The following is an 18,856-nucleotide window of genomic DNA, read 5'->3' on the forward strand; positions in this document are numbered from 1 at the left end:
CGCACCTACTTGCGACGAATCAGCGCCGAGACCTCGGGCATCTTAAGGACGACGGCAAGGCCAAAGGTAACAGCAAGCGAGACGACACCCGCAACGCAAACGTAGCCAAGAGTAATCAGAATCGAGCCGCCAAGTGCCCCGACAAAGTGCTCAAGCGCCCACATGACGCCGGCGCCTGCGGCAGCACCCAGGCCACCGAGCAAAAGGCCAAAGAAACCGCCATGCAGGATAGATTTAACCTGAAGACCACGCAGACGACGACGCAGCCACCACAGCGAGCAACCGACCAAGATCACGTAGTCGACGACATACGAAAGCGCGATTGCGGGCATACCGAAGCCCAGCACAACGCCAAACAGCAGAACCGAGCCGGCCTGGCCGATGGCGGAATACAGACAATAGCGGCTATAGGGCTTCATGTCGAGCAAGGCAGAGAAGCTCTTCTGCATCAGCACGACCACGCCGTAGAGCGGCAGGGAAAGTGCCAGGTAGATAAGGAACTCCGACACCAGCGCCACACCGGACTCATCGAACTTGCCAGCGCAGTAGATCATGTTGAGCGGACGCGCGAAGACAATCAAGTACAGCGCGAATGGAATCAGGAAGAACAGCATCTGGGCGACGCCACGCGAAATGCCCGTGCGGACGCTGTCGTAATCCTTCTCCTGTGCGTCGTGAGAGAGCTCGGTATAGAGCGCCGTCGAAAGCGAGGCGGCAATCAGCGCGTAGGGCAGCGTGTACCACAGGCGCGCATAGGCGATGACGGAAGGACCGGTCTCGGGCTGGACCACCAGCGCAGCAGCGTTGGTGATAGAAGTCGAGACAAACATGCACACCGTGGCGAGCAGCGTCGGGATACCGAGCGCAATCGTCTGGCGCAGTGCGGGGTCCTTAAAGTCGATATGGATATGGGGATGCACGCCGTGCTTGCCAAGCGCGGGGATCTGACATGCCATCTGAACAAAGACACCGAGGGTCGTACCGGCCGCAATCAAGATGATGCCGGCACGTTCGCCAAACTGTGCGGACACGGGCGCAAAGCCCATAAAGCTCGCAATGACGATCACATTGTTGAGGACCGGGGCAAACGTCGACCAGAAGTAGTCGCGGTGTGCGTTGAGGACGCCCGAAAACACCGAGCCCAAACCATAAAACAGAATCTGGATGGCAAAGAAACGGAACATGAACGCAGCGGTATCCATGCTGCCGCCGTCACCCGAAAGGAACGATTGCGTCCAGATAAAGCCCGGGGCGAACACGGTCCCCAGCAACGAAATGCCACCCAGCACCAATAGCAGAATACCGAGCAGGTTGCCCACGTACTCGTTAGAGGCCTCGCGACCCTGCTCACGCCTCACGCCCATGTACACGGGCAAAAACGCCGTCACGAGCATGCCGCCCATCACGAGTTCGTAGAGCATATTGGGCAGGTTGTTGGCGACCTGATAGGAAGACGAGAGCAGTGACATGCCGATAGCGGCCGCCATTGCCCACGTGCGGATAAAACCGGTGACGCGAGACACGATGGTCAGGATGGTCATAAGCCCGGCGGAACGACCAACCGTGGAGTAGTCCGACGAGCCCATGTCGTCAGTGTCGTCTCGCGACGAAGAAGCTTCGGATGAGGGTGTCTGAGGCGCAGATTCTTTTGCAAAATGAGCTCCGCACTTCAATTCTTCCTGCGGCATCGCTCAGTCCTCTCTCGTAATCGGGGCGACCGTCGCCCCGCAAAATGCAATTAAATCATCGGGTGCAAGCTCAAGCTGATAACCACGCTTGCCTCCCGAAATAAAAATGGTATCCCAAAGGACACATGTCTCATCAATGAGCGTCCGGTAGCGTTTTTTCATACCGACCGGACTGCAGCCGCCGCGAACGTAGCCAGTCGCCGCAAGCAAATCCTTCACATGCATCATGGCCAAGGACTTCTCCCCCGCGGCACGCGCGGCGGACTTTAGATCGAGCTCGTCGGCAACAGGGATGCAGCACACGACGTGGTCGTTGGACGGCGTCACGCAGACCAAGGTCTTAAATCCTTGTCCGGGCTCCTCGCCAAGCTGCTCCGAAATCGCGACCCCCAGGCCCGCCGACTCATCACCATCGTCTTCGTACGTATGTAGAACATAGGAAATGCCGGCGCTTTCCAGCTCGCGCATCGCATTGGTTTTTGGCGTCTTTACAGCCTTTGCCATGGCATATCCTTTCCCTCGCATTCGGACGCAAGGATTAAGTATATGTCCAATTCGGCTGCATACGTCACTTCGACACAGCAAGCGCCATCGAATCACAAGGAGTCGATGGCGCCCATAAACTGAATCGCCTATTTATTGAGCATCAAGTTGAGCCTGACGCTCCCGGTCACGCCTGAGCAACGGCGCCAAAAACTTGCCCGTATAACTCTGCGGACAGTCCGCAACCTGCTCCGGTGTGCCCGAAACCACGACGGTTCCGCCGCCGTTACCGCCCTCGGGGCCCATATCGATCAGGCGGTCGGCAACCTTGATGACATCAAGGTTGTGTTCAATCACCAGCACCGTGTTGCCCGCATCGACCAAGCGCTGCAGCACATCGAGCAGCTGGCGGACGTCCTCAAAATGAAGGCCGGTCGTCGGCTCATCCAAAATATAGAACGTCTTGCCCGTCTGGCGTCGATGAAGCTCCTTGGCGAGCTTCACACGCTGCGCCTCGCCGCCCGAGAGCGTCGTAGCGGGCTGGCCCAGGCTCACGTAGCCCAAGCCTACATCGTACAGCGTCTGGAGCTTGCGCTTAATCTGCGGGATATTCCCAAAGAAGGCCAGTGCCTCGGTGACGCTCATGTCGAGCACGTCCGAGATGGTCTTACCACGGTAGGTGACCTCAAGCGTCTCGCGGTTATAGCGTTTGCCGCCGCAGACCTCACAGGGGACATAGATATCGGGAAGGAAGTGCATCTCGATCTTAATTTGTCCGTCGCCCTTGCATGCTTCGCAGCGACCGCCGCTCACGTTAAAGGAGAAACGTCCCGGCGAGTAGCCGCGCGCCTTCGACTCCGGCGTACTCGCAAACAGCGCGCGAAGATCATCCCACAGGCCAATGTACGTAGCAGGGTTGGAACGCGGCGTGCGGCCAATCGGCGACTGGTCGATATCGATAACCTTATCGATACACTCGATGCCCTCGATTTTCTTATACGGACCCACAGGGCGCGTCGAACGGTGAATGGCATTCGTAAGGGCAGGTGCGATAGTGTCGGTAACCAGGGAGCTCTTACCCGATCCCGACACGCCGGTAACGACCGTAAGCGTACCAAACTCGATCTTGGCGGTAACGTTTTTGAGGTTGTTGGCGCGGGCGCCCGTGATCTTAAGGCAGCCGCGACCGGGCTTGCGGCGCTCATCGGGAACCCGGATCATTCGTTTGCCGGTCAGATAAGCGCCCGTCATCGACTCGGGACACGCCATGATATCGGCAGGCGTTCCCGCCGCGACTACGTGTCCGCCGTTCACGCCCGCGCCGGGGCCCATGTCGATCACATAGTCGGCAGCACGAATCGTATCCTCATCATGCTCGACGACGATGACGGTATTGCCGATATCGCGTAGGCGCTCAAGCGTCTTGATCAGGCGCTCGTTATCGCGCTGATGGAGGCCAATCGATGGCTCGTCCAAAATGTACAGGACACCCATGAGGCCGGCGCCGATCTGCGTTGCCAGGCGAATACGCTGGGCCTCGCCTCCGGAAAGCGTCGCCGAGGCACGATCGAGGGTCAGATAGTCGAGTCCGACATCGACCAGAAAACGCAGGCGCTCCAGGATTTCCTTGACGATGCGTCCGCCGATAAACTGTTGGCGCTCGGTGAGTTCCAGGCCCTCAAAAAACTCGAGCGACTCACGGCACGACAGACAACAGACCTCGTAAATGGACTTGCCGCCCACGGTGACGGCGAGCATCTCGGGGCGCAAACGAGCGCCGTGGCAGCTCGAGCACGGCTCCTCGCGGATGTACTTCTCCAAGCGCGCCTTGGTGTTCTCATTCGTCGTCTCGGTATAGCGCTCGTACAGGATATTGCGCACACCCGAGAACTTGGTGTCCCACTGGCTGCGGCGCCCATCGAGCTTTTGATAGTCGACCGAAATCTTCTGGTCGCCCATGCCGTCTAAAAACGCACGACACACCCGCGGAGGCAGATCCTCCCACGGCGTATCGACGCTCACCTTAAAGTGTTTGCAGACCGCAGCGAAAATCTGCGGATAGTAGTTAGAGTTGCCAAACAGGCTGCCAAAGACCCCGTCGGCGATCGACTTCGAGGGGTCTTCGATTAGGGCCTCGGCATCGACCGTCTTCTTAAAGCCCAGGCCATCGCACTCGGGGCACGCGCCATAGGGCGCGTTGAACGAGAAATCACGCGGCTGCAGGTCATCGATGGAGTGTCCATGCTCCGGGCACGCTAACGCCAGCGAATACTCCAGCAACTCGCCTTCGGTCCCCTCGGGAGCGTCGCGGTCGGGCAGCAAGTATACGTTCACATTGCCGTGCGCCAGCGCAGTCGCCTGTTCAACGGACTCGGCAATACGGCCCAGCGAGTTCTCGCGAATCACGATGCGGTCGACCACGACCTCGATATCGTGCTTGAATTTCTTATCCAAATCGATAGGGTCATCAAGCGAGCGAACCTCGCCGTCGACACGCACGCGGCTAAAGCCCTCGGCGCGAAGGTCCTCAAACAGCTTGGTGTACTCGCCTTTTCGCCCGCGCACCACCGGTGCCAGCACAAACGCGCGGCGGCCCTCCCCCGCCGCCAGGACCTTATCGGCGACCTGGTCGGTCGTCTGGCGCTCAATGACGCGGCCGCATTCGGGACAGTGCGGGGTGCCCACACGGGCGAACAGCAGACGCAGATAGTCATAAATCTCGGTTACGGTGCCAACCGTCGAGCGAGGGTTTTTAGATGTCGTCTTTTGGTCGATCGACACCGCCGGCGAAAGGCCGTCGATTGAATCCAAGTCGGGTTTGTCCATCTGGCCCAAGAACTGGCGCGCATAACTCGAAAGGCTCTCGACGTATCGACGCTGGCCCTCGGCATAGATAGTGTCGAATGCCAGCGAACTCTTGCCCGAGCCAGAAAGACCGGTAATGACCACGAGTTGGTCACGCGGAATGGAAACATCGATATCACGGAGGTTGTGCTCACGAGCGCCGCGAATAACGATAGAGGAATCAGACATGGAAGCTCCTTGCCTCCTATTGCATCGAATCATACTGCCGATGAGTTTAGCGCACTCGACGCGCACAGATGTTCGTAATACAAGATTCGCAGACCTTTAGCTTTGCGTATCGGGCGCTTTGTTTCTCGAAATGCCGTGGAAAGGTTACAGTAATCTAATACTGAACTTAATTTGCTGTACCAGAGGAACGTCCATGACCGAAGATATCCCCCTTGAAATCACTTCGAGCGACATGGCCAATCTGCCCATATTCATCGCCGTCCTTATCGTGGCCGCCGTCGTCGTGCGCGTGTATTTTTCAATCAAACGCAACGAAAAGCCACCCATTGCCCGCGTCTTTTGGTGCGCGACGCTCCTCATCCCGCTCGGCGTGGTAGCTGCATGGATTACGAATCAATCGCTCGTAAATGAGGGCAGCTCCCTATGGGTCCTTTCTTATTCGGCGCTCGGTGCTGCCGCCGTCATGCTTCTTGTCGAGCCCTTGGTTTCGGGACTTATCGACCAAACCGACCTTGCGACGGGAACGGTTGCCTGTATTTGCCGCGACATCCTTGTCATCGCCGCTGTTTCAGCGCTCTCGTTCGTTTCAATCGAAATTGCCTGCAACGAAACGTTCTATCGCATTCCCGCCAACTCATTCGGGTTTTCCGTCGGGTTGCTCGCGACGGTTCTGCTCTCCCTTTATTTGCTGGGACAGCGTCATGGAGGCGTCATGGTCCTCGTGCCCGTCGTCTGTTGCGTCCTTGGCATTGCCGAGCACTTCGTCATAACGTTTAAAGGCGAAGCCATCCTGCCAAGCGATATCTTGGCCCTTGGCACCGCAATGGAAGTGAGCGAGGGATACGAGTTTACCTTTACCGCCGGAATCGTAACCTCTCTCGCCCTGCTGGAGATTTCCCTGGGGCTTCTTTCGCTCATCCGACCGCGAAAGCTCCGTACGCCCACCCATGTCTTCCCCGCTATCGCCGCTAACCTCTGTGCTTTTCTGCTAGTGACCGTTGTGGGGCTCTCAGGCTTTTCCAACATCGACTTGGAGCAGGCGCTGGATTTTGGATTTGACCGTTGGCAGCCCATCACCACGTATGCGTCTCAGGGTTTTATCACTTCGTTCACCGAAATGGTCAACGAGTTGCCCATTGAGAAGCCCGAAGACTATACGCCCGATGAGGCGCAGAGCATCGAGCAGGAGCTCGCCGCCGTCTACGACAGCACATATGGCTCGAGCGAACAGCGCGCGGCGGCCGTTGCCCAGTTCAATGAAATCAAGCCGACGATTGTTGCCATCATGAACGAGAGTTTTAGCGACCTTTCGTGCTTTGAGCAGCTCCAGGCGGCCGGGTACTCCGGCCCCGCATTCTACAACTCGCTTCCCGACACACTTGTTCGCGGCACCATGCTCGCTTCGGTCGCCGGTGGCGGAACGGCGAACTCCGAATTCGAATTTTTGACCGGAGCGACAACGGCCTTTGTCGGATTAGGCAAGATCCCCTATCAGCTGTATCAGATGAATGGCGTAAACAGCCTGGCAAAGGACCTTAAAGAGCTTGGGTATACCACTACCGCTATGCACCCGCAAAACCCCGTCAACTACCATCGAGATAAAATCTATCAGCAGCTGGGCTTTGGAGACTTTCTTTCAATCGGCGATTTCGAAGGTGCGCCCTATTACCATGCCGGCGTATGCGACTACGCCACCTACGACAAGATACTCGACCTGCTTAGAACCGACGAAGCGCCGCAGTTCATCTTTGACGTCACGATGCAAAATCACGGCGGCTACGACTATGGCACCGTTCCCGCCGAAGAGCTGACAAACTATTGGGTCGAGGGAGCCAGCGAAGGCGCCAACAGCGCGCTCAACACCTATCTCACCTGCATCAACGCATCCGACCGGGACCTCGAGTACTTTATCAACGAGCTCCGCAACATCGGCAGACCGGTTGTTCTTGTCTTTTTTGGCGACCATCAGCCGAGCGCCGCAACGACTCTCAACGACGAGCTGTACCCTCAGGAAGATACGGCAAGCCACGCTTTCCGTATCTATCAGTCGACATATCTCGTCTGGGCTAACTATGAGATCGCCGGCAATACCGAGCTCAACGTCTACGACACCGTCGGGGCAAACGAGATTGCAGCCATTACCCTTAATAAGATCGGCGCCCCGCTCACCAATTACCAAAAGGCCCTGCTTGCGACAAGGTCAGATGTGCCCACCATCAATGTCGCCGGCTATCTCGGTGCCGACGGGCTGCGCTACGACTTGGAATCGGAAGACAGCCCCTACGCCTCGACGATCGACAAGCTGCAGCGCATGCAATACCTCGAGTTCGCCAGCAAAGTTCAGTAAGCCCGCCCATTCGCTTGGGCCCATCGTATTGCAAGCACGCTCGGCCCAAACGCATCGCAAATGACTCCCGCTCGCAAACGAGGGTACAATGACGCTCGTGTCACATCGCGGGGCCCCGGCCCCAGCATATACAAAGGAGTCATACATGGGTTGCGAACACGCACAGGCCGCCGGCGGACAAACGTCGCCGTCGCAATTTGAGGAGAACACGCTGTCCGAGGTCAAGCGCGTCATCGCCGTGCTTTCCGACAAGGGCGGTGTCGGCAAGTCATTTGTCACCGGTGCCATCGCCACCGAGCTTGCCCGTCACGGCCACAAGGTCGGCGTCCTCGATGCCGACATCACCGGTCCCTCTATCCCCAAGATGTTCGGTATGAGTGGTTGCCACGTCCATGCCCTTGGCAACCTTATGCTGCCCGAAATCTCCGAGCACGGCGTCAAGGTCATGAGCTCCAACCTGCTGCTCCAAAACGAGACCGACCCCGTCCTTTGGCGCGGTCCGGTCATCGCAGGCGCCATTAGGCAGTTCTGGAGCGAGACCTCGTGGGGCCCCATCGACTACCTGCTGGTCGACATGCCTCCGGGAACAGGCGACGTCGCGCTCACCGTCTTCCAGTCGCTGCCCGTCGACGGCATCGTCATCGTCACGAGCCCGCAGGATCTGGTCTCGATGATCGTCGCCAAGGCGGTCAACATGGCCGAGAAGATGAACGTCCCCATTCTGGGCATTGTCGAGAACATGAGCTATATTGAGTGCCCCGACTGCGGCAAGAAGATCGAGGTCTTTGGCAAGAGCAAGCTCCCCGAGGTCGCAGAGCGCTATAACCTCGACATCTTGGGGCAGCTTCCCATTAATCCGGCACTCGCCGAGGCCTGCGATAAGGGCGAGGTCGAGACCGCGCTGCCCGATGGCATGTTGCCCAAGGCAGTCTCTGCCGTCGAGGCTATTACCCCGCACGAGACCGACGAGGCCTAAGTGAACGCGAGCGCCTTCTATGACGTCCTGGTAATCGGCGGCGGGGCTTCAGGCCTCGCCGCCGCCATTACGGCCGCACGCGTTGGCAAAAGCGTCTGCATCGTTGAGCGCGATGTCGCCTGCGGCCTCAAGCTCCTTGCGACCGGTAACGGCCGCTGCAACCTCTCCAACGAATCGATCGATCCTCAGCGGTATAACCACCCAGCATTCGTCACATCCGTCATGGGCCCCCAGCCCGAACAAGAGCTTATGGGTTTCTTCTCCTCGCTGGGTATCATGACAACCTCCGAGGAAGGCCGGCTGTACCCGCGCTCCCTTCGCGCCGAATCGGTGCGCGACGCGCTTCTCAACGTTTGCGACCGCCTAGGTATCACCTTAATCTGCGGAGCCTACGTTGCCTCGGCGCACAAAGCTTCCGAAGGCTGGGCACTCCAAATAGACCGTCCAGCGCGGGCGCTCAAGGCAAAAAAGCACGACGACCGAAAATCGGAGCTCCGCTCGCTTCGGAAAGCGCTCGCTGATGTCCCTCGCAAGAACGTGGCCCTGCAGGCACATGCCGTAATTATCGCCACGGGCGGCAACCCCACCGGTATCGCCGATACGTTTCGCCTCCCCCTCACTTCGCTGCGCCCCATCCTCTGCCCCGTATCGGCAACGGTCTTTGGCGATCGGGCGGCGCTCAAGACGTTGGATGGCCTGCGCGTCCGCGCCCGCTTGACGCTCGCCCGCAATCATAATGAGCTCTGGCACGAAGACGGTGAAGTGCTGTTTCGAACCTTCGGTATCTCGGGCGTCGCTGTCTTCAACCTCTCTCGTCGTATCCAGCACGGCGATACGATCCTGCTCGACGTTTTCCCCGACCTCTCCAAAGACGAGTTGCTCGATACGCTCAACCGGCGCGTTGAGCTGCTCGGCGGCTTTTCGCCCCGCGATCCCCGTTGGCTCGACGGCATGCTCGCCCCGCAACTCTCCCGCGTCGTCTGCACAGCGTTCGAGCAGTGCCATCCAGGCTCCAACGATGTCATCCACCTGGTCTCGATCCTCAAGCACTTTAAGTTGCTCGTCAAGGGAACAGCCGAGGAGCGCTCAGCGCAGGTCACGCGTGGTGGCGTATCTGTCGAGAGCATCTCAACACCCAGCCTACGCGCGCGCAGCGTTGTCGACGCCCCGCTTTACGTCTGCGGTGAAGCGCTCGACATCGACGCCGATTGCGGAGGCTTTAACCTTGCGTGGGCCTGGATCTCGGGCATTCGCGCTGCAAGCAGCCTATAGCCGCGCAGTCTATAATCAAAACGCATTCGGGCCGTCTGGGATACCGGGCGGCCTCTTTCTTGCATCTAAGGAGACCTCGATGATCGAAATCACCCAAGTCACTGCGTCGCTCGATGAGGCCGGCGATGAAAAAGCTTGCCTCATCGTTGGCAAGCGAGTCGTCAAACGCGTCCTACGTTGCAAAGACTCCGAGATCAAGTCCATCGAGCTCCACCGCAAGTCCATCGATGCCCGCAAAAAACGAGACGTTCATTTCATCCTGAGCTTTCGTGTTGAGCTGACGAGCCCAGACATCGAGCAGACAGTGCTCGGCAGCGTGGCCGAGCGCGACCGCTCACGCGTGCGCACGATAGACGACAGTGAGCCTTCATTCCCCTCCCCCGTTTCCGGCGCACCCAAAGAGCGCCCTGTTGTCGTCGGCGCCGGATGCGCTGGCCTTTTCGCCGCACTCACCCTTGCCGAAGCGGGTCTGAAGCCCTTGCTCATCGAGCGCGGCGACCCCGCACTTCGCCGCTCGGAAGCGATTGACCTCTTTCTTAAGGAGCGCACCCTCGACCCCGAATGCAATATTCAATTTGGCCTGGGCGGCGCAGGGACCTTCTCGGACGGCAAGCTCAACACGGGAACCAAGAATCCCGCCCATCGACTGATTCTTGAGACCTTCGTCGAAGCGGGCTCACCTCGCGACATCCTGTGGGATGCCAAGCCGCACATTGGCTCCGACATCCTCCCCACCGTCGTCACCAACATTTCTCGGCGCATCGAGCAACTCGGCGGAACCGTCCGCTATCGAACAAAGCTCGTCAATATTCGAACCGATGGATCTGGCGCCATCACCGGCGTAGATGTCCAACCGCCCCAAGAAACCGCAAGCGAGACAATCGCCACAAAGCGCCTCATTCTCGCCTGCGGCCATTCCGCCCGCGACGTATTCGAGCTTCTCAAGGAACATAACGTTGCCCTCGCGCAAAAGACCTTTGCCATGGGTGTGCGCATCGAGCATCCACAGCGCGACATCGACCGTGCCCAATATGGCCCTTCGGCGGGGCACCCGGCACTCGGAGCAGCCCCCTACAAGCTTGTCGCCCATCTCCCCAACGGCCGCAGCGTGTTCTCGTTTTGCATGTGCCCCGGCGGACAGGTTGTCGCGGCTTCTTCCGAGCAGGGCCATCTGTGCGTCAACGGCGCCAGCCTCAATGCCCGCGACGGGCACAACGCGAATGCCGCCCTACTCGTTAACGTCACACCTGACGACCTTCCCGGCGATGACCCGCTCGCAGGCATTGAACTCCAGCGCGCCTGCGAGCGAGCCGCCTATCGCCTGGGCGGCTCCAACTGGAACGCGCCGGCTCAGCTCGTCGGAGATTTCCTTGCTAGACGCGCCAGCACGGCACCCGGAAAGGTAAAACCAACCTATCCACTTGGCGTGACCTGGACGGCGATCGACGATGCCCTCCCGCAGCATATCGTCGAATCGCTTCGTTTGGGAATTCCCCTACTCGGAAAAAAGCTACGAGGCTACGACCGCCCCGACGCCGTTCTTACCGGCGTGGAGACTCGTTCGAGCTCACCGGTCACTGTCACCCGAGACCGAACGTGCCATGCCGTGTCGACCCCGGGCCTCTATCCTTGTGGTGAGGGAGCTGGATATGCCGGCGGCATCATGAGCGCGGCCACCGACGGCATCCGTTGTGCCGAAGCCCTGATCGCAGACCTCTAACGCACGAATTCCAGCGCGCAAAAGACACAGGCCCCAAGCTCCACAGGGAACTCGGGGCCTGTTCACTATTTCTTAAACCGTGCACCCTGGCGTCTTCTGCCCGATGCGAACGTGGAACCCTTGCGGGCCTGCGAACGTAAGCGCTCAATCGTCTCGTCCTCAGACGCACCCTCGAGCATCGCCCGAATCTGAACGACGGCATCGCGCAGGCGCGCCGCCTCCTCAAAGTCCATGGCGGCAGAAGCGTTACGCATATCCTCTTCCATGGTTTCGACGATCCGCACAAGCTCGTCATGCGGCAGTTCTTCCAACTGCTCCGCAAGTGTCTGCTCGGGCGCCACCGTTTCCGGCACGCCACCCTCGCCCGACTCATCGGGCGTATAGAATGCGCCATGTCCAAGAGAGTCGCCCTTCGAGCGCCCCTTGGAACCCACGGTTTTTTCGGCCTCGGCAATAAAACTTGAGATGTCGTTGATGGCCTTGCGCACCGTCTTGGGCACAATGCCATGCTCTTCGTTATATGCCATCTGAATCTCGCGACGGCGCTGCGTCTCCTCGATGGCCTCTTTCATCGAATCGGTCACAACGTCCGCATACATGATGACTTCGCCATCGGCGTTACGGGCCGCGCGGCCAATCGTCTGAATCAGCGAGCGGCGGTTGCGCAAGAAGCCTTCCTTATCGGCATCGAGAATTGCCACCAGTGAGACCTCGGGAAGGTCTAGGCCCTCGCGAAGCAGGTTGATGCCAACGAGAACATCGATCTTGCCCTCGCGCAGCGTTCGCAGGATCTCGACACGGTCCATCGTCGCTGTATCGGAGTGCATGTAATTGACCTTAATGCCGGCATCAAGCAGATGGTCGGTCAGGTCCTCGGCCATGCGCTTGGTGAGCGTGGTCACCAGCACGCGCTCCTTGCGGGCAACGCGCTCGCGAATCTCGTCCTCAAGATCGTCAATCTGCCCACGAACCGGACGCACATCGATCTTGGGGTCGAGCAGACCGGTTGGACGAATAATCTGCTCAACGTCGTTTTGGCTCACCCGCAGCTCGTAGTCGCCCGGTGTGGCCGAAACATAGATAAACTGGGGTATCCTTGCCTCAAACTCATCGAAACGAAGCGGGCGGTTATCGAGTGCCGAGGGCAGGCGAAAACCATGCTCCACCAGCGTCACCTTACGCGAGCGGTCACCTTCGTGCATGCCGCGAATCTGCGGCACCGTCACATGGCTCTCATCGATGATGCAGAGCATATCCTTGGGAAAGTAATCGATTAGGGTAAACGGCGGCTCACCCGGCTTGCGACCGTCCAGATGACGCGAGTAGTTCTCGATGCCGTTGCAAAAACCCATCGTCTCGAGCATCTCAAGATCATAATCGGTGCGCTGCTGCAGACGCTGCGCCTCGAGCAACTTATCAGTCGCCTTGAGCTCCGCCACGCGCTTCTCGCACTCTTCGCTGATCGATTTCAGAGCCGCCTTGACCTTCGGCTTCTCGGTCACGTAGTGCGATGCCGGCCATACGGGGATGGCCTCGTACTCACGAAGCATATCACCGGTAACCTCATCGATCTCGGCAATCAGCTCGACCTCGTCGCCAAAGAACTCAAACCGCAACGGATGCTCGGCATAAGGCGGATACACGTCGACAACATCGCCGCGCACGCGGAACGTGCCGCGCGCCAGGTCATAGTCATTGCGATCATATTGAATGTCGATAAGTGCATGGATAAAGTCATCGCGCTCGAGCGGCACCTTCTTGTCGACGTTTGGAGCCAGACCCGCATAGTCCTCAGGAGAGCCAATGCCATAGATACACGAGACCGATGCGACAACGATCACATCGCGTCGAGAGAGCAGTGACGCGGTCGCCTGATGGCGCAGCATCTCGACCTCTTCGTTAATCGAGGAGTCTTTCTCGATATATGTATCGCTTTGCGGCACATACGCCTCGGGCTGATAGTAGTCGTAGTACGAGACAAAGTAGACCACAGCGTTGTTGGGAAAGAACTCTTTGAGCTCGCTCGCAAGCTGAGCGGCGAGCGTTTTATTGGGAGCCATGACCAGCGTCGGCTTCCCCAGGGCCTCAATAGTCTTAGCCATCGTGAAGGTCTTGCCCGAACCAGTCACGCCCAGCAAAACCTGATAGCGATCTCCGTCCCTCACACCCTGCACAAGCGACTCAATGGCCTTAGGCTGGGAACCAGCGGGCTCGTATGGAGACACGACCTCAAACGGCACCTCAGAGCCCTCAACGCCAAAACGTTTGAGCTCTCCTCCAACACGCTCAACTTCAAATTCCGCCATGGATACTCCTAACTCATATATCTGCAGTATACGCAGGCGGCAGGCATAGTCCTATACGAACCGATCGGGATAGAGGGTCTTGTAGCGAACCCAGGCATTATTGACACGAATCAGATACGCCTGCGTCTCGGGAAAGGTGATTGCATTATGAAGCGACGTGCTCTGCTGCGCCCATCCGTCGACATTGCCCATGCCGGCGTTATAGGCGGCAATGGCGCTGTCAGTCGACCCGTTAAAATACGTTAGAAGATACGAAAGATACGCACAGCCAAACTCGATGTTCGTAGCGGGATCGTTAAGGTTGTCGGCGGAATACTCGCTACCATCGACAAGACCCTTGGCAATCATATCCTGGGCAGTCTCGGGCATCAGCTGCATCAATCCCCGAGCGCCTTGATTCGACTCAGCCTCGGGATCCCAATTCGATTCCGACTTTATGACAGCACACACCAGATATGGATCAAGATTGTGCGAAATGCTCGATTGCTTTACATACGCCTCGTAGTCAATTGGATACAAAGGCTTAAAGAAGGCGGCAGGAGCATACGAGTAGACGAGCGAAATAAAGCCGAAGACGAGCACAACGGCAAGTGGCGCAACGCGATACCACGTAAAGAAACGTGTCTTAGGCATCGGCCTCCTCCTTATCCGTTACATCCCCGAAGCCATGGCGCACAAGCCATGCGTCCAGTTGTTCAAAGAGCGAATTATCGCCTCCCGCATTATCGATTACCGTCGTAGCGAGATTGCAAAGCGAAGCCTCATCAGGTTGGCATGCAGAGCGAGCATCAAAATCAGAGGACTCCATACCACGATGAATGGCACGCTCGCGACGAACTGCCAAAGGAGCACTGATAACCAGAATTTCATCAGCCAGGCCAAAAGCATCCTCAAAACCAGTCGGGGCAGAAACCTCGACAACCGCAAAGGGATAACGGGGGGACGAAACCGTACAACAAACCGGATCGAGAATCCTAAGCGAAAGCTGTTCAATGAGAACGGGGTGCACAAGGCCATTGAGCCGTGCGACCGAATCAGGAGAAGCGAAAGCTCGAGAAGCGAGGATGTTACGGCGAACGCCGCCCTCCTCGTCCAAAATATCCCAGCCAAATTCTTCCGCGAGGGCATTGACGATATCGGAGCCTGGCACATACAGCGATTTGGCAAGCTCGTCCAGATCGATAAGCATGGCGCCATGAGATTCGAGATAGCGGCAGGCAGTCGACTTACCCGAAGCAATATTGCCCAAGACAAAAACGGTAAACATCAAGTCCTCCCTAACGCCAATGGGAGTTATTATCGCGCAAATACAAAAGAAGGACTCAAAATACAGCCAAACAGTAAGACAAGCCAAACGAAGGCGAGTGCTTGTATTACGGCTCTCCATCAAACGTAAAAAAGGGGGAGGCCGCGAGGCCTCCCCCTTCTTCAAGTCATCCGACGGCTCGGTGCCGTCCACCGGTCAGCGGCGCCCTGGCCTCCCACGGGCTGGCCCCGCAGTACTCTCGGCGCGATGGGGCTTAGCTTCCGGGTTCGGAACGGGACCGGGCGTGCCCCCCATGCTCTGGCCGCTGACCGGTGGGCGGCGCCCACCGTTACGGTGTCCTGGGTCTCATCTACGTGCCCTGGGGGCCGCATGGCGCATAGGGGAGACGACTCGGGGGCATCCTCGTGCCCGGACCGCGCGCATGGGCGCTGGGTCCCGCGGGCCGCGAGGTGCGGTTCCGGAAGAGCTCGGGCGATTAGTGCGGCTCGGCTGAGGACGTCGCCGCCCTTGCACCTGCCGTCTATCGACCAGGTAGTCTACCTGGGCCCTTACCGGAAGGAGAACTAATCCCTGGAACGGCTTCCCGCTTAGATGCCTTCAGCGGTTATCCGCGCCGCACGCGGCTACCCGGCCGTGCCGTTGGTCGACAACCGGTTCACCGGAGGTGCGTCCACCCCGGTCCTCTCGTACTGGGGGCAGCCTCCATCGATTCTCCTGCGCCCACGGAGGATAGGGACCGAACTGTCTCACGACGTTCTGAACCCAGCTCGCGTACCGCTTTAAACGGCGAACAGCCGTACCCTTGGGACCTGCTCCAGCCCCAGGATGCGATGAGCCGACATCGAGGTGCCAAACCTTGCCGTCGATGTGGACTCTTGGGCAAGATCAGCCTGTTATCCCCGGAGTACCTTTTATCCGTTGAGCGACGGCCCACCCACTCGGGGCCGCCGGATCACTAGAGCCTGCTTTCGCACCTGCTCGGCTTGTGGGCCTCGCAGTCAAGCCCGCTTGTACTCTTGCATTCAAAAGGACGGTTGCCGACCGTCCCGAGCGGACCTTCGCGCGCCTCCGTTACCCTTTAGGAGGCGACCGCCCCAGTCAAACTGCCCGCCTGGCACGGTCCCCGAGCCGGTTGACGGCCTCGGGTTAGGACGCCGGTCGCGCGAGGGCAGTATTCCAAGGGCGGCTCCCCGGGGGCTGGCGCCTCCGGATCGATGCCTCCTGCCTATCCTCTACACGCGGGACCAGCGGCCAATGCCAAGCTGCAGTGAAGGTTCACGGGGTCTTTCCGTCCTTCCGCGGGTAAGTCGCATCTTCACGACCAGTGCAATTTCACCGGGTCCATGGTCGAGACAGCGCCCAAGTCGTTGCGCCTTTCGTGCAGGTCGGAACTTACCCGACAAGGAATTTCGCTACCTTAGGACCGTTATAGTTACGGCCGCCGTTTACCGGGGCTTGGCTTCGGGGCTTCGCGCGATGCGCTAACTCCTCCGCGTGACCTTCCGGCACCGGGCAGGCGTCAGACCCTATACGTCGCCTTGCGGCTTCTGCAGAGTCCTGTGTTTTTGGTAAACAGTCGCTTGGGCCTCTCCACTGCGGCCCGCCTCCGCTCCCGGAGCAAGTCCGTTCACGTACGCGCGGGCACCCCTTCTCCCGAAGTTACGGGGCCATTGTGCCGAGTTCCTTGACCATGGTTGACCCGATCGCCTCGGTATGTTCTACCCACCCACCTGTGTCGGTTTGCGGTACGGGCGCGCACGCGCCTGCCTAGGGGTTTTTCTAGGGACCTCGGGCTCACTCGCTTCGCTTGATCGCTTCGTCCGGAGCCTCGCCCTCGTGCGGACCGGATTTCCCTGGTCCGCGGGCCGCGCTCCATCACGGGGACGTCCAGAACCCCGCCGAGCCACCCCCATCCGTCGCCCCGTCGGTCGTAGCGCCGCGTGCGCGGTGCAGGAATGTCTGCCTGCTGCGCGTCGGCTACGCCTCCCGGCCTCGCCTTAGCCCCCGACTGACCCTGGGAGGATTAGCCTTGCCCAGGAAACCTCGGGTTCACGGCGGACGAGTTACTCTCTCGTCTCTCGCTACTCATGCCAGCATTCTCACTCCCATGCGCTCCACCGCCGGTCGCCCGGCGGCTTCACCGCCCATGGGAAGCTCCCCTACCGATTCTATATAGATAAAATCCCGCCGCTTCGGTGTCCAGCTTAGCCCCGTGTATTGTCGGCGCATGTCCACTCGACCAGTGAGCTGTTACGCACTCTTTGAATGCATGGCTGCTTCTAAGCCAACATCCTGGTTGTCTGGGCGGACGCACATCCTTTGCCACTCGGCTGGAACTTGGGGACCTTAGCGGGCGGTCCGGGCTGTTTCCCTCTCGAGCACACAGCTTAGCCCACATGCTCTGACTGCCGCGCTCTGGGCCGCCGGCATTCGGAGTTCGGTTGGATTCGGTAGGCGGCGAAGCCCCCTAGTCCATCCGGTGCTCTACCTCCGGCGGTGAACGCGCGACGCTAGCCCTAAAGCTATTTCGGGGAGAACGAGATATCTCCGGGTTTGATTGGCCTTTCACCCCTATCCGCAGGTCATCGCCGCCGTTTTCAACCGACGTGCGTTCGGCCCTCCACGGGGTCTTACCCCCGCTTCAGCCTGCCCACGGATAGCTCACCCGGCTTCGCGTCCGCGGCGCGGGACTCAAGTCGCCCTGTTAAGGCTCGCTTTCGCTCCGGCTCCCTTTCGGTTAACCTCGCCCCGCGCCAGCGACTCGCTGGCTCATTCTACAAAAGGCACGCCGTCACACCACAAGGGTGCTCCGACTGCTCGTGGGCGCACGGTTTCAGGTACTGTTTCACTCCCCTCCCGGGGTGCTTTTCACCTTTCCCTCACGGTACTGGTGCGCTATCGGTCACAGGGTAGTACTCAGGCTTGGATGGTGGTCCACCCAGGTTCGGACCGGGTTTCACGTGCCCGGCCCTACTCAGGGACCGCGTCGCGCCGTCCGGTCTGGGTTCGCGTACGGGGCTGTCACCCGCTGCGGCCGGCCCTCCCATGCCGTTCCGCTCCCCAGCCGGACCTGCGCCCGGGGGCGGCAGCCCCCGGATGCGCGGCCCTGCAACCCCGCCGGCGGAACCCCTGCCGGGTATGCCCGCTCGACGGTTTGGCCATCGGTCCCCTTTCGCTCGCCGCTACTCGGGGAGTCTCGAGATTGATTTCCTCTCCTCCGGGTACTTAGATGTTTCAGTTCCCCGGGTTGTCCTCCCCACCCCTATGTGTTCGGGGTGGGGATATCCGTACCTCTACGGATGGGTTCGCCCATTCGGAGACCCCCGGGTCGAAGGATGTGTGCTCCTCGCCGGGGATTATCGCAGCTTGCCGCGTCCTTCATCGGCTCCCTGTGCCAAGGCATCCGCCGTGCGCCCGTGGTATCTTGCGGGACCGCTCTCGGGCCCGCGGGATATCCACGTGTCGCTAATTAAGTCAATTAATCGATATCATGAATAGCGCTCGTATGTCGCAATTCGGGTATCTCATACCGCGGCACAGTAGTTGACTGTGCTCGCGATCAGATGCTCCTCACTCATATATAAGTGAATTCTTCTTGTTTGGATCGGATGAATGATTGCTATCATTCTGTCTTTAAATCGCAGAAAAGAATCGAGTCTGGAAGAATGATCTTCCATCTCTCTCCTATCGCTATGCGGCTCTCAAGGTACGCGGGTGCGACCCCGGGGACCGGGTGCTGCGGGGACTTCCCCCGGGCGACATCC

General features: G+C 59.2%; 10 protein-coding genes and 2 rRNA genes. 4 read left to right on the forward strand and 8 right to left on the reverse strand.

Going from position 1 to position 18,856, the window contains the following annotated elements; translation table 11 throughout:
- Positions 1-5 precede the first annotated feature (5 nt).
- The 3 genes from murJ to uvrA form a co-directional block, all read right to left on the reverse strand.
- Entirely contained in the window at positions 6-1,586 is a 1,581-nt protein-coding gene (gene murJ / locus DXB86_RS00660) for a murein biosynthesis integral membrane protein MurJ (RefSeq protein WP_117564878.1), read from the reverse strand.
- Between the two features lie 105 nt (positions 1,587-1,691).
- Positions 1,692-2,192: a Cys-tRNA(Pro) deacylase gene (gene ybaK / locus DXB86_RS00665; RefSeq protein ID WP_089573609.1), complete on the reverse strand. Its 501-nt coding sequence runs from the start codon at positions 2,190-2,192 to the stop codon at positions 1,692-1,694.
- Between the two features lie 132 nt (positions 2,193-2,324).
- A complete protein-coding gene (gene uvrA / locus DXB86_RS00670; RefSeq protein ID WP_117635941.1) occupies positions 2,325-5,204 on the reverse strand; it encodes an excinuclease ABC subunit UvrA in 2,880 nt (959 codons plus the stop codon).
- 193 nt (positions 5,205-5,397) lie between these two features.
- Between uvrA and DXB86_RS00675 the strand changes: the two genes are divergently transcribed.
- The 4 genes from DXB86_RS00675 (at position 5,398) to DXB86_RS00690 (ending at position 11,519) form a co-directional block, all read left to right on the forward strand.
- The gene (locus tag DXB86_RS00675) at positions 5,398-7,551 is read left to right on the forward strand and encodes an LTA synthase family protein (protein WP_158555245.1); all 2,154 of its coding nucleotides are present in this window, start codon (positions 5,398-5,400) and stop codon (positions 7,549-7,551) included.
- Between the two features lie 145 nt (positions 7,552-7,696).
- Positions 7,697-8,527 (forward strand): Mrp/NBP35 family ATP-binding protein, encoded by an 831-nt coding sequence (locus DXB86_RS00680; RefSeq protein ID WP_117735810.1) that lies wholly within the window; start codon positions 7,697-7,699, stop codon positions 8,525-8,527.
- On the forward strand, positions 8,528-9,799 hold the full coding sequence (locus DXB86_RS00685) for an NAD(P)/FAD-dependent oxidoreductase (protein WP_117564881.1): 1,272 nt from the start codon (positions 8,528-8,530) through the stop codon (positions 9,797-9,799).
- Positions 9,800-9,878: 79 nt separating this feature from the next.
- Positions 9,879-11,519: an NAD(P)/FAD-dependent oxidoreductase gene (locus DXB86_RS00690; RefSeq protein WP_117735811.1), complete on the forward strand. Its 1,641-nt coding sequence runs from the start codon at positions 9,879-9,881 to the stop codon at positions 11,517-11,519.
- A gap of 65 nt (positions 11,520-11,584) precedes the next feature.
- Here the strand turns inward: DXB86_RS00690 and uvrB are convergent, their stop codons facing one another.
- From uvrB to DXB86_RS00715, 5 genes are all read right to left on the reverse strand, one after another.
- Positions 11,585-13,825: an excinuclease ABC subunit UvrB gene (gene uvrB / locus DXB86_RS00695; RefSeq protein ID WP_117735812.1), complete on the reverse strand. Its 2,241-nt coding sequence runs from the start codon at positions 13,823-13,825 to the stop codon at positions 11,585-11,587.
- A gap of 51 nt (positions 13,826-13,876) precedes the next feature.
- Positions 13,877-14,458 carry a lytic transglycosylase domain-containing protein gene (locus DXB86_RS00700; protein ID WP_089573603.1) on the reverse strand — a complete coding sequence of 194 codons (582 nt, stop codon included), beginning with the start codon at positions 14,456-14,458 and terminating at the stop codon, positions 13,877-13,879.
- The gene (coaE, locus tag DXB86_RS00705) at positions 14,451-15,284 is read right to left on the reverse strand and encodes a dephospho-CoA kinase (RefSeq protein WP_233504100.1); all 834 of its coding nucleotides are present in this window, start codon (positions 15,282-15,284) and stop codon (positions 14,451-14,453) included. Before coaE ends, DXB86_RS00700 begins: the two co-directional genes overlap by 8 nt.
- A 1-nt stretch (position 15,285) precedes the next feature.
- Positions 15,286-15,401, reverse strand: a 5S ribosomal RNA gene (gene rrf / locus DXB86_RS00710).
- Positions 15,402-15,547: 146 nt separating this feature from the next.
- Positions 15,548-18,522, reverse strand: a 23S ribosomal RNA gene (locus tag DXB86_RS00715).
- Between the last annotated feature and the right edge of the window lie 334 nt (positions 18,523-18,856).

It is taken from the genome of Collinsella sp. OM06-18AC, from assembly GCF_003438785.1.
Lineage (GTDB): Bacteria > Actinomycetota > Coriobacteriia > Coriobacteriales > Coriobacteriaceae > Collinsella.

Bases quoted from the DNA above. Each gene is read 5' to 3' on its own strand.
- ybaK (WP_089573609.1), bottom strand. From the start codon at position 2,192: ATGGCAAAGGCTGTAAAGACGCCAAAAACCAATGCGATGCGCGAGCTG.
- uvrB (WP_117735812.1), bottom strand. From the start codon at position 13,825: ATGGCGGAATTTGAAGTTGAGCGTGTTGGAGGAGAGCTCAAACGTTTT.
- DXB86_RS00700 (WP_089573603.1), bottom strand. From the start codon at position 14,458: ATGCCTAAGACACGTTTCTTTACGTGGTATCGCGTTGCGCCACTTGCC.
- murJ (WP_117564878.1), bottom strand. From the start codon at position 1,586: ATGGGCTCGTCGGACTACTCCACGGTTGGTCGTTCCGCCGGGCTTATG.
- DXB86_RS00690 (WP_117735811.1), top strand. From the start codon at position 9,879: ATGATCGAAATCACCCAAGTCACTGCGTCGCTCGATGAGGCCGGCGAT.
- uvrA (WP_117635941.1), bottom strand. From the start codon at position 5,204: ATGTCTGATTCCTCTATCGTTATTCGCGGCGCTCGTGAGCACAACCTC.
- DXB86_RS00675 (WP_158555245.1), top strand. From the start codon at position 5,398: ATGACCGAAGATATCCCCCTTGAAATCACTTCGAGCGACATGGCCAAT.
- DXB86_RS00680 (WP_117735810.1), top strand. From the start codon at position 7,697: ATGGGTTGCGAACACGCACAGGCCGCCGGCGGACAAACGTCGCCGTCG.